We start from the raw sequence: 16,301 nt of genomic DNA on the forward strand, positions 1-16,301 counted from the left end.
TACCGGAGCCGTAAATAAAAACAGCTCAGGTGAAAACGGGACAGTAGTGAACTTAAATCGGGTTAAACAACCCGGGGTTAGAATTACGATGATTAATAAGTTAAACAGAGTGAAGCGTATCACTTCCTTACTGCTAATGCTGGCCATCGCCGGTTGCCAGCAGTCTCCCTCACCCAGTAAACAGACAGCCGTTTCCCTGAGCGCTCAGCTGGAACAGACGGCTTCTCTGGTAGCGGCGACCAGGTATCTTAAATCCGGATGCAACCGCAGCGATTTGCCTGATGAGCAGGTGATCCTCAACGTCGCAACCCGTGTCGCCATTGAGAAAGGGTGGATCTCCTTAACTCGTGAGGGGATACGTAAACACAGCGACGTAATTTCTGAACGTCTGAACAGGGACAGCACACTGGAGCAAATAAAATGCAGCGAATTTAACCGGCAGTTGGTCCCGTTTATCAGTGAATTACAGGCAGAGTCCCGCAAATAAGAAGGGACGGATAGACACAGAGTGTGCATACCGCCTTGCCCCTCAAGCCTCGTTTTTTGCCAGGGCCGTACACAGCCTGTTCTGATTCAGGCAGTACACGACTTTGCTGGCGTGGTACGTCGTACTTAGCCGCTGCTGAACAGGTCGCGCGCAGCGGCTCCGGCACCTCATTTAACAGACCGTTGTCCTCCACCATCTCCTGTGCGTAGGCTTCCTCGCTTTCCGCCTCACCACGGTACGCATCGTCAAACGAGTCATAGTCACACTCGCCGGTATACTCCGCCAGGCGATGAAAGCAGCCTCCTTGCCCTCTTCTTATGAGCGTTTGTAGGTGGCAATAAAATCCCAGTCGATGGAGCATTCAGAGATGAACGGTGACGGAATACCTTCCGTAAGCGGTTCGCCAGAACCGTATTGATATTTACTGAGGGGTCAGATCAACTTTCCAGGGCAACAGATCGCGTACCCGGTTTGCCGGCCAGTCTTGGATATATTCGATGACGTAGCGCAGCCATTTTTCTGGTTCCACATTGTTCAGACAGCATGTGCCGATCAGCGAGTACAGCACCGCTGCATGTTCTCCACCACTGTCGGAACCCGCGAACAACCAGTTTTTTCGGCCTACGCCCACACCCCGTAAGGCGTTCTCTGCGATGTTGTTGTCCGGGCATGCCATTCTGGCTCTGGATTTTCGTTGTTTCCGCCACTCAGTCCACAATACATGTTTTACAGACCAGCAACTGCCATTATCAAGATGTGAGGAAGGCATACCATTAAGTTTCCTCAATCGTTTGGCCAGTAAAACGGCACGCATCCCAAGCCGTGAATACTGATATCTGCGTTCCCTGAATGTCATTTGCCAGTCAGGTGGGGCATCAAACTCGTAGATAACGCTTATATACCGGTTGGCTTCAGGAATCAGTACTGTCAGTTCCCGGATGCGGTACATGATTCTGGCCGGTAGCACCCGCCAGTCGCCGTCAATATCATCGGCAGAAAATGCCTCTGCGCTTATGGTCGTCCTTGTGTATCCCTTATCATCTTCCTGACCTTCGTCTTTGACGACATCAGCACATTCTTGAGCGAAACGCTCGAGACAAAAGACCAGCTCCGTAGAAATAAAATACAGCTCAGCCTGACGTCTGGACGACGCAGCTTTTTCTTCGCGGCTACCGGACGGCTGTTCCGGCCGGATCCGACTTTTCACGTATAACAAAGTTTCCGGAAGTGTGCCACGCACACGGAATAACCACACCGCCCTTTTCCGGTAGCGAGCGGGCGGTCACGGGGCAGGGGAGGGGCACAACATATTAGCGTCTTATTCAGATGCCGATACCGCTACATCTTGTGTTATCGGGTCGCTGCGCGCCGGTGCATCTGAAGAAGATCCGGAACTATGAGCACTCATAACCTGAAAAATGTCGGATAGCTGATTAATATATCTGTCGGTCTGCTGTTCACCGAAATGGTGCTGCCCGTAATACCAGATATCCTCCAGATCCTGACTGGCTTTCGGCGTGAGTTTAACGGTTTTCACCAACCCCCCACTTACCAGCTTTAACTTTTTTCAGGAACGCGTCCTTTTCCCACGCCACAGGTTCGCCGCTGCTCAGGCCTTCTGCCAGTAAATCCCGCAGGGCCAGGAGACGTGACTCTGCCTGTTTTTCGCGCAGGAGACGAAGTGACTCGCGAATTACTTCACTCTGTGTACGGTAATCACCTGATTCGATGAGGGATTCTATGAACTCCCGGAGTTCATCCCCGAGATCCACTGTCATTGTTCTGGCCATATTCAAGCCTCAAGGTTGTAAGTTTAAATCTTACAATCAGTTTATTAGATACTTAACAGCGCGTCCAGTACTGGGCATTTGGGAGAAATGGGGTAATGCCAGGACAGACAGGATCGCACCAAAAGGAAAGGAAACGGGGAAGAAGAGGGATGCGCTACGTGAATTCTGGCCTGGTACACCCCTGTAACCCTGACAGTTTTCACGCAGCGCAATGTGGTTGATGACTACTGCCAGTTGAGATGACGACCGTCATCCTGATGCTGACTTAATATACGGATAATAATAATTTCAGTATCAGTCTGCAGAAAATAAAGCATATGCTGTTCAACGGGTAATGAGAATGTGTATTCCCCCGGTTCAGGACGGGGAGTTCCGATATTATGGTTGCTTATAACCAGAAAAATGTCAGATATCCTCCAGATTCTGACTAGCTTTGGGTGTGAGTTTAACGGCTTTCACCGACTGCTCTCGTGCCAGCTTTAACTTGTTTCAGGAACACATCCTTTTTCCCACGCCACAGGTTCGACGCTGCTCAGGCCTTCTGCCAGTAAATCCCATAGATGCGGTTTCACCTGTAACCCGCACAGGATATCAGAAAGGTAAATTTTAGACTGAGTTAGGAATTGCTGCGCAGGAAAAGTAACTTTGTTAGGTATGTGCATTAAAAACAAGCCAGGAAGAGTAATCGGGTACTTACAACGTTACAGCAGATGTTCGTTTCTTAAGTTTAAAAGATAATAAAATGATATCGTCGAAACTCGGGGGTTGAAATAAATGGGGGGCATAGATTTGATTTTCCAGTCGATTCCTTAATGATCTCGAATATCGTGAACTACTTTCATTGGTTATTATTAAATAGCAAGCTACTTTTTGATGCTTTTATAATAAATTGTTTTCTCAAAAAATGGTATGTAGATCACAATAAACGTGTTGACTGAGAAAATATCACGCTGTTATAAAATAAATGACTGATAAGAGAGTGAGAGGAGTTAATATATGAATAAGTATATTTAAATCACAATTGTAGTTGCATCGACTATTGCTTTTAATCGTTATGCACTGCTCCAATTAAATTTTCCATCATCAAATACAGACAAATTGCTAAAGAGAATTGCAAGAAAGGTTTTTTAGGTAGTAGAGATGGAGTTGCTGGAGCATGTTTTGGCGCACAACTAATGGTGAAAGCTAAGGGATGTTAGTTATAACTAATTTAGAACTGTTATTCTCATAACTGATTTTAATCCCTGCTTAAAATCATTTCGCTTCGGATGAACTCAGCAGAAGCCATGCCATTTGATGTTGGGCGTGCTCTTTCATAATTATAGTTCTGCGTTACTTGTTGAGTTTGTTATGCGCTCTGAAACCTATGTGAGTTTAAGATTTTTTTCGTAGGCATCCGTTAAATATTTCACTAAATGAGTTATCAGTAGGGAGCGTGCCTTGGTTGGTTTTGAGTCCGCAAGTGCAATTGGTGGGAGGATATGGCTCCTTCTCTGAATGTAAGGCTTTACTATAGGAAGATGTATGCGATTACGTAGAACTGCGTAAAAATGAGATAGCCAAATCATGATAGATAACTCGGAATAATTATGTTTTAAGATGTGTTTGAGGAGATATTTAAGGTAAAGCAAAAAAGTGAGCAGGGATTGTATCCGAGAGGAGTTAGCATGAGTGAGCTTAAGTTTGCACTGAGAAATATCATTGTAAGATAAATGGATGAATTTTAATAAAATGAATTTAACCGATGAACGGGGAGTAAATGATATAGTTATTTAAAGAATACATGACCAAATAAATGTCTAAAAATAAACATTGGAAGTTTGGAATGATTAATTCAGGTATCTTATAAGAATGCAGGATCATTTTCAGGTTCTTGGTAAAGTGTCATGGTTATGGGCCAGTTCTCCTTTGCATAGAAATTGGCCCGTATCTTTATTAGCGATTAATACATTACCAGCTATTGAGTTAAATCAGTATGTGCTTTTAACAAAGGGTGATTTCCCAGTGGCTTTTTGTAGTTGGGCAAATCTAAATTTAGATAATGAAATAAAATATCTTAATGATGTAACCTCTTTAATTAAGGATGACTGGAACTCTGGAAATCGTAAGTGGTTTATTGATTGGATAGCCCCTTTCGGGGATAACGGTGCTCTGTATAAATATATGAGAAAAAACTATCCTAATGATTTATTTAGAGCTATCAGAGTAGATCTAAAAACTAAAGTTGGCAAAGTGTCTGAATTTCACGGAGGTAAAATCGATAAACAATTAGCAAATAAAATCTTTAAGCAATATCACCATGAGCTAATAACTGAAGTAAAAAAGAAATCAGATTTCAATTTTTCATTAACAGATTAAAGGGTGGATTGCATGCCTACATTAACCACAACACAACTTAAAAACTCATTCAAGTCTGCAAAAGAAACAGCTGCAAATAAATTGCAATCTGCGGATAAATCCACCAAAGATGTGTTAAAAAAAGCTGCTGAGAAGACACAACATGCTGGAACTAAACTTATCCTATTGATTCCTAATGATTATATCGGACAGGGTTCTGACCTGAATGAGCTTGTTAAAACGGCTGATGAATTGGGAATTGAAGTTCAATATGACCAAAGAAATGGTACTGCTATTACTCAACAGGTATTCGGTACTGCAGAGAAATTAATTGGGCTCACTGAGCGAGGTGTGGCTATATTCGCACCGCAATTAGACAAACTTATACAAAAATATCAGAAGGCAGGTAATAAATTAGGAGGGGGTGCTGAAAATATAGGAAATACTTTAGGGAAGGCTGGCGGTGTATTATCAACCGTTCAAAAATTTTTAGGTTCCGCTCTTTCTTCAATGAAGATTAATGAATTAATTAAAATAAAACAAAATAATGGTGGTGTTAGTTCTGATGAATTAGCGAAGGCGAGTATTGATCTCATCAATCAACTCGTTAATACTGTTTCTGGTTTGAACAAGAATATAAGTTCCTTTTCTGAACAACTCAATAAATTAGGAAATGTTTTATCTAATACAAAACATCTAAACAATGTTGGTAATAAATTACAGAATTTACCTAATCTTGATAATCTTGGGGCAGGATTAGATGCTGTTTCTGGCATTTTATCAGCAATTTCAGCAAGTTTTATTTTAAACAATACAGATACCGATACTGGAACCAAAGTTGCTGCAGGGGTTGAATTAACAACAAAAGTATTGGGTAATGTGGGAAAAGGAATTTCTCAATATATAATCGCACAGCGTGCTGCACAGGGTTTATCTACTTCAGCTGCAGCTGCTGGTTTAATTACTTCTACAGTGGCATTAGCAATTAGCCCGCTGTCATTTTTGTCCATTGCTGATCAGTTTAAACGTGCAAATGAAATAGAAGAGTATTCGCAACGTTTCAAAAAATTTGGATACGACGGCGACAGCTTGCTTGCAGCTTTCCATAAAGAAACAGGGGCTATTGATGCCTCTTTAAAAACGCTTAATACCGTATTATCCACTGTATCTTCAGGTATTAGTGCAGCAGCAACAGCATCCCTGGTTGGTGCTCCTGTAAGTGCATTAGTTGGTGCTGTTACAGGGATTATTTCAGGTATTCTGGAGGCTTCAAATCAATCAATATTTGAACATATAGCCAATAAAATGGCTACTACAATTGCTGAGTGGGAGAAAAAATACGGCAAAAACTATTTTGAAAATGGATATGATGCGCGCCATTCTGCATTTTTAGAGGATAATCTTAAATTATTATCACAATATAATAAAGAGTATTCAGTTGAGAGAGCGGTCATTATTACACAACAACATTGGGATAATCTGATTGGTGAATTAGCTGGAATCACTAAAAATGGAGACAAAACACTTAGTGGTAAAAGCTATATTGACTACTATGAAGAAGGCAAACGTCTGGAGAAAAAACCAAATGAATTTCAACAGCAAGTTTTTGAGCCATTGAAAGGTAATGTTGACCTTTCTGAAAGTAAATCATCTGTATTACTAAAGTTTATTACACCATTGTTTACGCCTGGTGAGGAAATACGTAACAGGAAGCAGTCTGGAAAATATGAGTATATGACTGAATTATTAGTTAAAGGTGTTGATAAATGGACTGTAAAAGGTGTTAAGAATAAGGGGGCTGTATATGATTACTCTAATTTAATTCAGCATGCATTAGTTGGTCATAACCAGTATCGTGAAATTCACATTGAGTCACAACTAGGAGACGGTGATGATAAAATATTTTTAGCAGCAGGTTCTTCTAATGTTTATGCGGGGGGCGGCCATGATGTTGTTTATTATGATAAGGCAGATGTCGGTTATTTGACAATTGATGGAACAAAAGCAGCAGAAGCGGGTAATTACACGGTTACGCGTGTGCTTGGTGGTGATGTTAAAATTTTACAGGAGGTTGTGAAGGAGCAAGAGGTTTCTGTCGGAAAAAGAACTGAAAAAATAAAATATCGCGATTATGATTTTAAACATATTAATGGTGAGGGGTTAACCGCGATTGATAATTTAAATTCAGTGGAGGAAATTATCGGTACTGATCGAGCTGATAAATTTTTAGGTAGTAAATTCAGTGACATCTTCCATGGCGCGGATGGTGATGATCATATAGAAGGTAATGATGGTAATGACCGCTTATATGGTGATAAAGGTAATGATGTTTTAATTGGCGGCGGTGGGGATGATCAACTTTATGGAGGTGAAGGTAACGATAAGTTAATTGGTGGAATTGGTAATAACTACCTTAACGGTGGTGATGGTGATGATGAGCTTCAGGTTCAGGGTAATTCATTTACTAAAAATGTGTTATTGGGTGGAAAAGGGAATGATATGCTGTACGGTAGTGAGGGAATGGATCTGCTTGATGGCGGTGAAGGAAATGACACTTTGAAAGGTGGATATGGCGACGATATTTATCGCTACCTTTCCAAGTATGGTCATCATATTATTGATGATGATGGAGGGAAAAATGATAAGCTCAGTTTAGCGGATATTGATTTTAAGGACGTAGCATTTAAGCGAGAAGATAATGATCTCATTATGTATAAAGTCGAAGATAATCTTCTGTCACTTAATCATAAAAATGGTATTACTTTTAAGAATTGGTTTGAAAAACAGTCAAATGATAGTTCTAATCACCAGATAGAGCAGATTTTTGATAAGAATGGTAGAGTAATTACACCAGAGTCTCTTAATAAAGCATTTGAGTACCAACAACAAAATAACCAGTCCAGCTTTGTGTATGGGCATCATGCATCAACTCATACAAATAAAGAAAATCTTGCGACATTAATAAATGATATTAGTAAGATAATTTCCTCAGCTGGTAATTTTGATGTTAATGAGGAAAGATCGGCGGCATCTTTACTGCAGGCAGCCGATAATGTCAGTAATTTTTTGCATGGTAATAACTTACCAAGTTTAACCTCGTCGGTATAATATGTTAATTCACTTAATAGCAATCTTATAGGAATGCTTTATATAGGATTGCTATTTTTTTGGGAGTCACGATGGATTTTATTCATAAAAATGATTATGGGTTATATGCACTGGAGATATTAGCCCAATACCATAATGTTTCTATTAATCCCGAAGAAATTAAACATAAGTTTGACCTAAATGGGAGTGGGTTGGATTTAACTTCATGGTTGCTTGCCGCTAAATCTCTGGAACTAAAAGTAAAACCAGTAAAAAAAACAATTGAAAGATTAAATTTTATTTATCTTCCTGCATTAGTTTGGCGAGAGGATGGCCATCATTTTATTCTTACTAAAGTGAGCAAAGAGTCAAACAATTATCTTATTTATGATTTAGAACAGCGTAATCCCCGTATTCTTCAACAATGCGAGTTTGAAAAGTTATATCAGGGTAATGTCATTCTAATTACTTCTCGTGCTACTGTTATAGGTAAATTATCAAAATTTGATTTCACATGGTTTATTCCTGCTATTGTTAAATATAGAAAGATATTCATTGAAACACTGGTTTTGTCTGTGTTTTTACAATTACTTGCCTTAATGACACCACTTTTTTTTCAAGTGGTTATGGACAAGGTATTAGTACACAGAGGTTTTTCAACTCTTAATATTATTACTATTGCGTTGTCTGTTGTGGTGGTGTTTGAAATTATACTCAGTGGTTTGCGAACTTATATTTTTGCACATAGCACTAGCCGTATTGATGTTGAGCTTGGGGCAAAAGTTTTTCGTCATTTATTAGCATTACCTGTTTCTTATTTTGAATGTCGCCGTGTTGGTGATACTGTTGCCAGAGTTAGAGAATTAGAACAAATTCGTAATTTCCTGACAGGGCAAGCATTAACTTCTGTATTGGATTTATTATTTTCGTTTATATTTTTCGTTGTTATGTGGCATTATAGCCCTAAACTTACTTTAGTTATTTTATTTTCATTGCCTTGTTATGCTGCATGGTCTTATTTTGTTAGTCCCGTATTACGTAGTCGTTTAGATGATAAATTTGCCAGAAATGCAGACAATCAATCTTTTCTGGTAGAATCAGTAACGGCTATTAATACCATTAAAGCAATGGCTGTAACACCCCAAATGACAAATATATGGGATAAGTTATTAGCTGGTTATGTCGCTGCAGGGTTTAAAGTGACAGTATTAGCAACTGTAGGCCAACAAGGAATACAATTAATACAAAAAATCGTGATGATAATTAACCTGTGGTTAGGGGCTCACTTGGTTATTTCAGGGGGATTAAGCATTGGTCAGTTAATTGCCTTTAATATGCTTGCTGGACAAATTGTCGCACCAGTCATTCGCCTTGCTCAACTTTGGCAAGATTTTCAACAAGTAAGTATATCTGTAACTCGCCTTGGCGATGTTCTGAATACTCCTACTGAAAGCTATCAGGGAAAGTTGGCATTGCCTGAAATTAAAGGGAATATTATATTTCGCAATATTCGATTTCGTTATAAACCTGATGCCCCAATAATTTTAAATGATATAAATATTAATATTAAACAAGGTGAAATCATTGGTATTGTGGGGCGTTCAGGTTCAGGAAAAAGTACATTAACTAAATTAATACAACGTTTTTATATTCCAGAAAATGGTCAGGTGTTAATTGATGGCCATGATCTTGCACTGGCTGATCCTAATTGGTTGCGTCGCCAGGTGGGGGTTGTATTACAGGATAATGTACTACTTAACCGCAGTATTATTGACAATATTGCATTGACTGATCCTGGAATGCCTGTTGAAAAAGTTATTCATGCTGCGAAGTTGGCTGGTGCTCATGATTTTATTTCTGAGTTGCGTGAGGGCTATAACACTATCGTGGGAGAACAAGGTGCAGGCTTATCAGGTGGCCAACGTCAACGAATTGCAATTGCCAGGGCGTTAGTTAACAACCCTAAAATATTGATTTTTGATGAAGCTACCAGTGCTTTAGATTATGAATCTGAGCATGTTATCATGCGTAATATGCATAAAATTTGTCAAGGCAGAACAGTTATTATTATTGCTCATCGTCTGTCTACAGTAAAAAATGCAGATCGCATAATTGTATTGGAAAAAGGAAAGATTGTTGAGGAAGGTAAACATAAGGAACTTCTCTCTAATTCAGAAGGGTTATACAATTACTTATATCAGTTACAGTCAAACTAAGAGAAAGAAAAGAATAATATGAAAATATGGTTAACAGGGTTTTATGAATTTTTTTTGCGTTATAAAGTTGTCTGGAGCGAAACATGGAAAGTTCGTAAGCAATTAGATGTGCCAGCACGTGAAAAGGATGAAAATGAATTTTTACCAGCTCATCTTGAACTAATTGAAACACCTGTATCTAAGCTTCCACGATTAGTTGCTTATTTAATTATGGCTTTTTTAGTCATTGCTATTGTTTTATCTGTTTTAGGCAAAGTTGAAATCGTCGCCACTGCAAATGGGAAGTTAACACTAAGCGGACGCAGTAAGGAAATTAAACCTATTGAAAACTCAATAGTTAAAGATATTTTGGTAACAGAGGGTGAGTTAGTTAAGAAAGGTCAGGTACTATTAAAGCTTGCGGCATTAGGGGTTGAAGCCGATACTTTAAAGACGCAGTCATCATTGTCACAGGCAAAGTTAGAGCAAGTTCGCTATCAAATACTTAACAAATCAATTGAGCAAAATAGACTGCCTGAACTAAAATTGTCTGATGATCCTCATTTTCAGAATATTTCTGAAGATGAAATTTCTCGCTTTACCTCTTTGGTAGAAGAGCAATTTTCTACGTGGCAAAATCAAAAGTATCATAAAGAACTGAATCTGGACAAGAAGAGAGCAGAACGATTAACTATACTTACGCGTATAAAACGTTATGAAAAATTATCGAGACTTGAGAAAAGTCGTTTAGATGATTTCATGAATTTATTACAAAAGCGAGCAATTCCAAAACACACCGTACTTGATCAAGAGAATAAGTATCTTGAGGCTGAGAATGAGTTACATGTCCTTAAAACACAATTAGAGCAAGTTGACAGTGAAATTCTTTTAGCCAAAGAAGAGTATAAATTTGTCACCCAGGCATTTAAAAATGAAATTTTAGATAAAATACGTCAGACAACAGATAATATTAAGTTATTAACACTCGAGTTGGAAAAAAATGAAGAACGTCAACAGGCTTCGGTAATCAGGTCCCCGGTTTCAGGAAAAGTCCAGCAATTGAAAGTCCATACTAAAGGTGGTGTTGTTACAACAGCAGAGACATTAATGATAATTGTGCCAGAAAATGATACGCTGGAAATCACCGCATTGGTACAAAATAAAGACATTGGCTTTATTAATGTTGGGCAAAATGCCATTATTAAAGTAGAAGCTTTTCCTTATACACGATATGGCTATTTGAGTGGAAAGGTAAAAAATATTAACTTGGATGCAATAGAAGACTCTAAATCAGGACTTGTTTTTAATGTCATTATTTCTATTGAAGAGAATAATTTATCAACTTCAAATAGAAATATTCCATTAAGCTCAGGTATGGCCGTAACGGCTGAAATTAAAACAGGCATGCGAAGTGTAATAAGCTATCTTCTTAGTCCTTTGGAAGAATCAGTAACAGAAAGTTTACGTGAGCGTTAAATTTCTGATATCCAGTATCCAAGTGATATATTCCAGACGGTTTGTTCACTGGAATTTAGTACGAGCATTGTATGAGTAATCAAGGACTGTATATCTTGAGAGTGTTATGTACGGTTCCGTGAGCAGCCGGGGAATAGGCTGCCTCGGATCTTCAGTGGCTATCACGGCTGATAACTGGACTGACCCCACCCCGGTAGACGATCCTGCCCTATAGTTTGAGCATAGCAACTGTCTTCGAACCCGATTACGAAGCATGTTGGTGATACAACGGCTCCCATGCTTCATTATTTTTCAGCATTGCGTTCAGGATGGTCAGTAGTTTTCTGATGCAGGCGGTCAGTGCAACCTTTTTTGGTTTTCCTGCGGCAACGAGGCGTGTATAGAATTCTTTAATTACTGGGTTGTGCCTCGTCCCGACCAGTGCGGACATATAGAAAGCTGTTCGGACGGAGGCTCGCCCTCCAAATACCGTTCGGCGACCGCGCATTGTGCCGGAATCTCTGTTTATTGGAGCAACCCCAATAAGCGCACTAATTTCACGTCGTGACAACGTTCCAAGTTCCGGAACCTCAGCCAGCAGCACGGCAACAGTCGTTGTACCAACACCTTTAACGGCGCTCAATAATGCAGACAATTCACTGAAATTTTTCGAAATATAGGCTGACATTTCAGCTTCTATATAATAAATCTGATACTTTCATTATTCTGAGGATGCGATGGATGCAATCTGTTTCGCTCAGCTGTAAGCATTATCGTTAATTGTCGGCGTCTGACCACCATTGCTGCCAGCAACTGCCTGTGAGCATCAGGTCAGGGACGAATATATTTTTCCCGCTCAGGATGCTGGTTAATAACTTTTGCCATTTGTAGCAGGACTCTGGCATCTATTTGGTCGGTCTTAGCCAGATAGTCCATTGCGCGGACAAAATCTCGCGCCTGTCGGGGATTGATAACAACCACATCAAAACCTTCAGACTGAAGATAGCCAGCCACACCAGACTCAATTCCCCCGGTGGCTTCCATTAGGATCAGTTGAGTTTCATTTCGCTTTAACTCTTTGAGTATCTGATTAAAACCGCCATCTTCATTTGGCACAGTGAATGACTGGGCAATATTGCTGATTGCAATATCCAGAGTGCTTTTCGAAACATCAATGCTTGCACAACGTTGATTTGACACGCTCATCTATACCTCTCCTTGCAAATACGATTTGAAGTTCAGACAACTGTTCGGGCTTCAGATGAACGACTCAGCCTGTGCGTCAGTCGCTATGCTGCGGGCTTCAATAACCCCAGGAGGAATCGGACTAAAATCTAAGCCAGAACATAGTAATCCACTTTCAAGATACAAGGAGGAGCGTATGGGTACACCACGATTTACACCTGAATTTAAGGAAGAAGCCGTCCGTCAGATAACGGAAGGCGGTTATTCCGTCGCTGAAGTATCTGACCGGCTGGACATCTCTACACACATCCTCTACAAGTGGCTACGGGCTATCAAACCTGATAACAGCGAGCAGCATGCCCAGAGCTAAAAGTGAGATCCTGAAACTCCGGGCGCAGCTAAAACGCACTGAAGAAGAACGGGATATCCTGAAAAAGGCCGCGCGGTACTTTACAAGGAAGCCCGACTGAAGTACCGCTTTATCAATGAGCACCGCACTGTATGGGGTGTGATGACGATGTGTCGGGTACTGAATGTCGCCCGGGCCGGGTTCTATGCGTGGTTGCATAACCCTGTCTCGGCGCGTGATAAAGATAACCAGCGCCTGCTGATGCTTATCCGCGACTCATATTCCCTTAGCGGAGGCGTATACGGTTACCGGCGGGTTCATGGCGATCTGAACGAAATCGGGGAAACTTGCGGTAAAAATCGGGTGGGGCGGATCATGCAACTGAACCGGATTAAAGCTGTGCGCGGCTATAAAGCACCACGTCGTATCGCTGGCAGGCCTTCAGTCGTTGCTCCTAATCGTGTGCAGCGGCAGCTCACCGTTGTCCGGGCAAACCAGGTCTGGGTCACCGATATTACTTATATCCGCACCTGGCAGCGCTTCTGCCGGGCCAGTAACCTGGCACCGAGCATGAGCCGGCGTGGTAACTGCTGGGATAATGCGGTGGCCGAATCGTTCTTCAGTTCACTGAAAAAAGAACGCATCATGAAGATAATATACAAAACCCGGGATCTGGCCCGGGCGGATATCTTCGATTACATTGAAGTGTCCTACAACCGGGCCCGGCGCCACAATCACCTCGGCAGCGTCAGTCCGGAGGCCTTCGGACAGGCCTCGTCGTGAGGACAGGAAATGTCTACTGTTATGGGGTCAGTCCACAAGGGAAGTTCAAAAGATTCTTAAAGTTAGAGAATAAACGCTACCAGAGCATCAGCCACTTAAATTCCGGAGAAGTCAGTGAGGAACATTTCCACCTGCTGATGAACATCTCCAGTATCCGCGGAAAGAAAATCACCTCCGCACTACAGGCTTTTTTTGTCGAAGGTAAAACCCGGCGTGAAGCATGCACTAAGTATGATATCGACCCCGGCAACTTTTCGAGAAAAATTGAAGAGATACAGTCGCTAAGCCAGAACATTGTGGCCCTTTACCTTCACTATCTCTCATATTCATCGGTATTGTTATAAGGTCACCCCTACTAATTTAAGCCCTGCCAGTCAGGGCATTGTGTCAGACCCCGACGATTCTCACACCCGCTCGTTTACAGAGCGGGTAAGCGGTTCACAGAACGTTGTTGTGGACGGTCAGGCAGAGACGATGACAGGTAGTTATGCGCGTCAGCGCATATAAGGCGGCATACGGTTGTATGCATATGGCACATTAGTAGAACCGCCGAAGCCCCGCGTAGCGGGTACGATTTAAACAGGTACCACCAATCCCCCACCATCCTGTTAAGCCTTAACCAGCTAATCGCAGCGAAGAAGTATTTATGCGTCGTCGGAGTGGTCACGACAAGGCGTAGCCGCAGTCGGGGCGTATCTCCGCGTTAGCGGGCCGTTAGGACCGCTTACGGGCGTGTTATATAAAACTTCCAGCGATGACTACTAACAGCGACTCAAAAGTTTAGTTACATCATCCAGCATTAAAAGCGATGTTGTTCCCGGCCTTCGGCCGGGGCGGCGGCGCTTTTCAGTGGTGGGGAGGGGCTGGATGGTTGGGTGGGCACGGGTTTTTGGCTAAATATTTTGGATGTTGTAACTAATTTATGATGTTTTTTGCCCGCCACTTGCTGGCGGGAGGTACCTCTGTTTTTTCCGAACCGGCGCGGACGTAAGTCCGCTGCAAGGGCGGTCATTCTCATGAGCCTGTCCACAGGGCGGGCGACGAACAGGTTATATATTTATAAGAGAGAAAGATTATGTATTTAAAAGAAGTACAGAGCAGGTTTTTAAAGGAAACCACGCACATTGAAATCACAGCGGCTGGCGCTCTGTAAGCATAACGGTTGTAGCCCAATGGAAATTTCCCTTGCAGTTATATGTTGATAACTCAATCTTGCGACCGAAAACAGAGTCGACGGATGAATCTCGGGCCACTGCAGGTGAATTTCAGTGCATTTTTGAAGTTAAAACATCGCGGATTGGGTAGATTAACAGGCAGGAGAGAGGTACAGACGTGAGAAATCCTCCGGCGTCAGCCGGATTTTTCGGTCAGGAAGTGTTATATGGGAACGGTGGCCAGTCGCGTGTAGTTATTGCCGCGTGACATCAGCATGCGCTCTGTGACACGCCGCTCAAGTTCCCGTTTTATCGCATCGCCGCCTCCGGTAAAGCGACCACTGGCGAGTTCTCGCGTCAGTTGCTGCTTCACCAGAGTTTCAATATCCTTGCGGGTTCTGTCGACATCACGTCGAGCACGGGCACGTTTAAGTCCGTGCTGTTTACGTTCCGACTGATAGCAGCGGAATCGCTCGCGTACAAACCGCCAGGCCTTCGCTATCAGTTCATCCATCTGCAGCGGTTCCAGGCTCTGCTTTTTACGCAGCTTGTTTTCCCACTCAACGCGGCTGCGGCGTGCGGCCAGTACAGCCACGTCAGAAACATCGAGCGCGGAAAACAACGCCGGCGTAAAGGTGATATCGGTCGGAATATTGCAGCCAATCTGCGGGTCATATTCTGTCTGGTACGTTATCAGCCCCAGCTCCGACATAAACTTCAGTGCGCGTGTGGCACGGGTGATGGACAGATTACCGCTTTTCGATTCCGTGGCCAGGCCGCACTCGATGGCCAGATTGGTAATGGAGCGCTGAACGCGATTAGCCAGGGGGTCGTAGTGGAAGCATAACCCCTGCATCAGCGCATCGATGGCCCGACGACGCAGTACCGGCGGCATACGCTGCCGCTTACCCAGCGATCGCATAAACGCCACATGTATGGAAAAATCAAAACGGGATGTAAAACCTTCGGCTTTCGCCATCAGCTTACGACAGAACGGCAGAGTCTTTTTGCCCTCTCGCGGAGTAAACTCCGGCTCAGGATTTTTGACCTGTCTGTAAAAGGTAGGTTTTTTCTCAGTCACACCGACCTTTTCTTATGGCGGTCGGGTGTTGTTTTATATGGTGCATGCGTTATAATCCTTCACAGGCAACGCGCCTGCTTTTAGACCCCCTGATCTCTGACCGTGTCCGCCAAGATTCGACAGATTTCGGGGGGTTTGTGCATTCAGGCTCCGGAGAACTATCCGTCACCTGTTCCTGAGCGTCTTATGGACACGCTCCCAGCCATGTTCCTGCTTCCGGAAGTCCGCATTTCTTCCGAAATAAAGTTTTACCCCCATCTGCCTCACCACAAAGCAGCCAATAAAGTTTGGACCAGGGCGTAAATCTAAAATTATTCAACAGAATACCCCACCACAAGGCATCTGTACGTCCGGGAAGTTTACCTTTTCACTCGTAAATTTTCCATACGAAAAGATCG

At 42.4% G+C, this 16,301-nt stretch carries 9 protein-coding genes and 5 pseudogenes; 8 read left to right on the forward strand and 6 right to left on the reverse strand.

Features of this window, described 5'->3' with window-relative positions; translation table 11 throughout:
• Positions 1-88: 88 nt before the first annotated feature.
• Positions 89-487 carry a type II secretion system pilot lipoprotein GspS gene (gene gspS, locus BZK42_RS24050; RefSeq protein WP_080860581.1) on the forward strand — a complete coding sequence of 133 codons (399 nt, stop codon included), beginning with the start codon at positions 89-91 and terminating at the stop codon, positions 485-487.
• 145 nt (positions 488-632) lie between these two features.
• Here gspS and BZK42_RS24055 read toward each other — a convergent pair.
• From BZK42_RS24055 to BZK42_RS24070, 4 genes and pseudogenes are all read right to left on the reverse strand, one after another.
• Positions 633-877 (reverse strand): annotated as a pseudogene (locus tag BZK42_RS24055) (antirestriction protein ArdA); the annotation flags it as partial.
• Positions 878-908: 31 nt separating this feature from the next.
• Positions 909-1,151, reverse strand: a pseudogene (locus BZK42_RS28505) (transposase domain-containing protein); the annotation flags it as partial.
• Positions 1,152-1,871: 720 nt separating this feature from the next.
• Positions 1,872-2,024 (reverse strand): annotated as a pseudogene (locus BZK42_RS24065) (type II toxin-antitoxin system RelE/ParE family toxin); the annotation flags it as partial.
• On the reverse strand, positions 2,011-2,277 hold the full coding sequence (locus tag BZK42_RS24070) for a type II toxin-antitoxin system ParD family antitoxin (protein WP_080860583.1): 267 nt from the start codon (positions 2,275-2,277) through the stop codon (positions 2,011-2,013). The pseudogene BZK42_RS24065 and the gene BZK42_RS24070, both read right to left, overlap by 14 nt.
• Positions 2,278-3,374: 1,097 nt before the next feature.
• Between BZK42_RS24070 and BZK42_RS29500 the strand changes: the two genes are divergently transcribed.
• The 5 genes from BZK42_RS29500 (at position 3,375) to BZK42_RS24105 (ending at position 11,372) form a co-directional block, all read left to right on the forward strand.
• Positions 3,375-3,476 carry a hypothetical protein gene (locus BZK42_RS29500; RefSeq protein WP_282958087.1) on the forward strand — a complete coding sequence of 34 codons (102 nt, stop codon included), beginning with the start codon at positions 3,375-3,377 and terminating at the stop codon, positions 3,474-3,476.
• Positions 3,477-4,128: 652 nt separating this feature from the next.
• The gene (locus BZK42_RS24090) at positions 4,129-4,635 is read left to right on the forward strand and encodes a toxin-activating lysine-acyltransferase (RefSeq protein WP_080860587.1); all 507 of its coding nucleotides are present in this window, start codon (positions 4,129-4,131) and stop codon (positions 4,633-4,635) included.
• A gap of 12 nt (positions 4,636-4,647) precedes the next feature.
• Entirely contained in the window at positions 4,648-7,722 is a 3,075-nt protein-coding gene (locus tag BZK42_RS24095; protein WP_080860590.1) for an RTX family hemolysin, read from the forward strand.
• Positions 7,723-7,793: 71 nt separating this feature from the next.
• Positions 7,794-9,917, forward strand: coding sequence for a type I secretion system permease/ATPase (locus BZK42_RS24100; RefSeq protein WP_080860593.1), 2,124 nt, complete (start codon positions 7,794-7,796; stop codon positions 9,915-9,917).
• An 18-nt stretch (positions 9,918-9,935) separates the two neighbouring features.
• Positions 9,936-11,372 carry an HlyD family type I secretion periplasmic adaptor subunit gene (locus BZK42_RS24105; RefSeq protein ID WP_080860602.1) on the forward strand — a complete coding sequence of 479 codons (1,437 nt, stop codon included), beginning with the start codon at positions 9,936-9,938 and terminating at the stop codon, positions 11,370-11,372.
• A gap of 244 nt (positions 11,373-11,616) precedes the next feature.
• Here BZK42_RS24105 and BZK42_RS24110 read toward each other — a convergent pair.
• A pseudogene (locus BZK42_RS24110) lies at positions 11,617-12,557 on the reverse strand (IS110 family transposase).
• A 175-nt stretch (positions 12,558-12,732) separates the two neighbouring features.
• On the opposite strand from BZK42_RS24110, the pseudogene BZK42_RS24120 reads away from it, so the two are divergent.
• A pseudogene (locus tag BZK42_RS24120) lies at positions 12,733-13,668 on the forward strand (IS3 family transposase).
• The gene (locus BZK42_RS29505) at positions 13,665-14,012 is read left to right on the forward strand and encodes a PapB/FocB family fimbrial expression transcriptional regulator (RefSeq protein WP_080860605.1); all 348 of its coding nucleotides are present in this window, start codon (positions 13,665-13,667) and stop codon (positions 14,010-14,012) included. The pseudogene BZK42_RS24120 and the gene BZK42_RS29505 overlap by 4 nt, the downstream one beginning before the upstream one ends.
• A gap of 1,033 nt (positions 14,013-15,045) precedes the next feature.
• Here the strand turns inward: BZK42_RS29505 and repA are convergent.
• On the reverse strand, positions 15,046-15,903 hold the full coding sequence (repA, locus tag BZK42_RS24130) for an incFII family plasmid replication initiator RepA (RefSeq protein WP_080860606.1): 858 nt from the start codon (positions 15,901-15,903) through the stop codon (positions 15,046-15,048).
• Positions 15,904-16,301 lie beyond the last annotated feature (398 nt).

It is taken from the genome of Citrobacter braakii (assembly GCF_002075345.1).
Classification (GTDB): Bacteria; Pseudomonadota; Gammaproteobacteria; order Enterobacterales; family Enterobacteriaceae; genus Citrobacter; species Citrobacter braakii.

Excerpts from the sequence above, each read along its gene's own strand:
- BZK42_RS24090 (WP_080860587.1), top strand. The coding sequence starts at position 4,129 with ATGCAGGATCATTTTCAGGTTCTTGGTAAAGTGTCATGGTTATGGGCC.
- BZK42_RS24070 (WP_080860583.1), bottom strand. The coding sequence starts at position 2,277 with ATGGCCAGAACAATGACAGTGGATCTCGGGGATGAACTCCGGGAGTTC.
- gspS (WP_080860581.1), top strand. The coding sequence starts at position 89 with ATGATTAATAAGTTAAACAGAGTGAAGCGTATCACTTCCTTACTGCTA.
- BZK42_RS24095 (WP_080860590.1), top strand. The coding sequence starts at position 4,648 with ATGCCTACATTAACCACAACACAACTTAAAAACTCATTCAAGTCTGCA.
- BZK42_RS24105 (WP_080860602.1), top strand. The coding sequence starts at position 9,936 with ATGAAAATATGGTTAACAGGGTTTTATGAATTTTTTTTGCGTTATAAA.
- BZK42_RS24100 (WP_080860593.1), top strand. The coding sequence starts at position 7,794 with ATGGATTTTATTCATAAAAATGATTATGGGTTATATGCACTGGAGATA.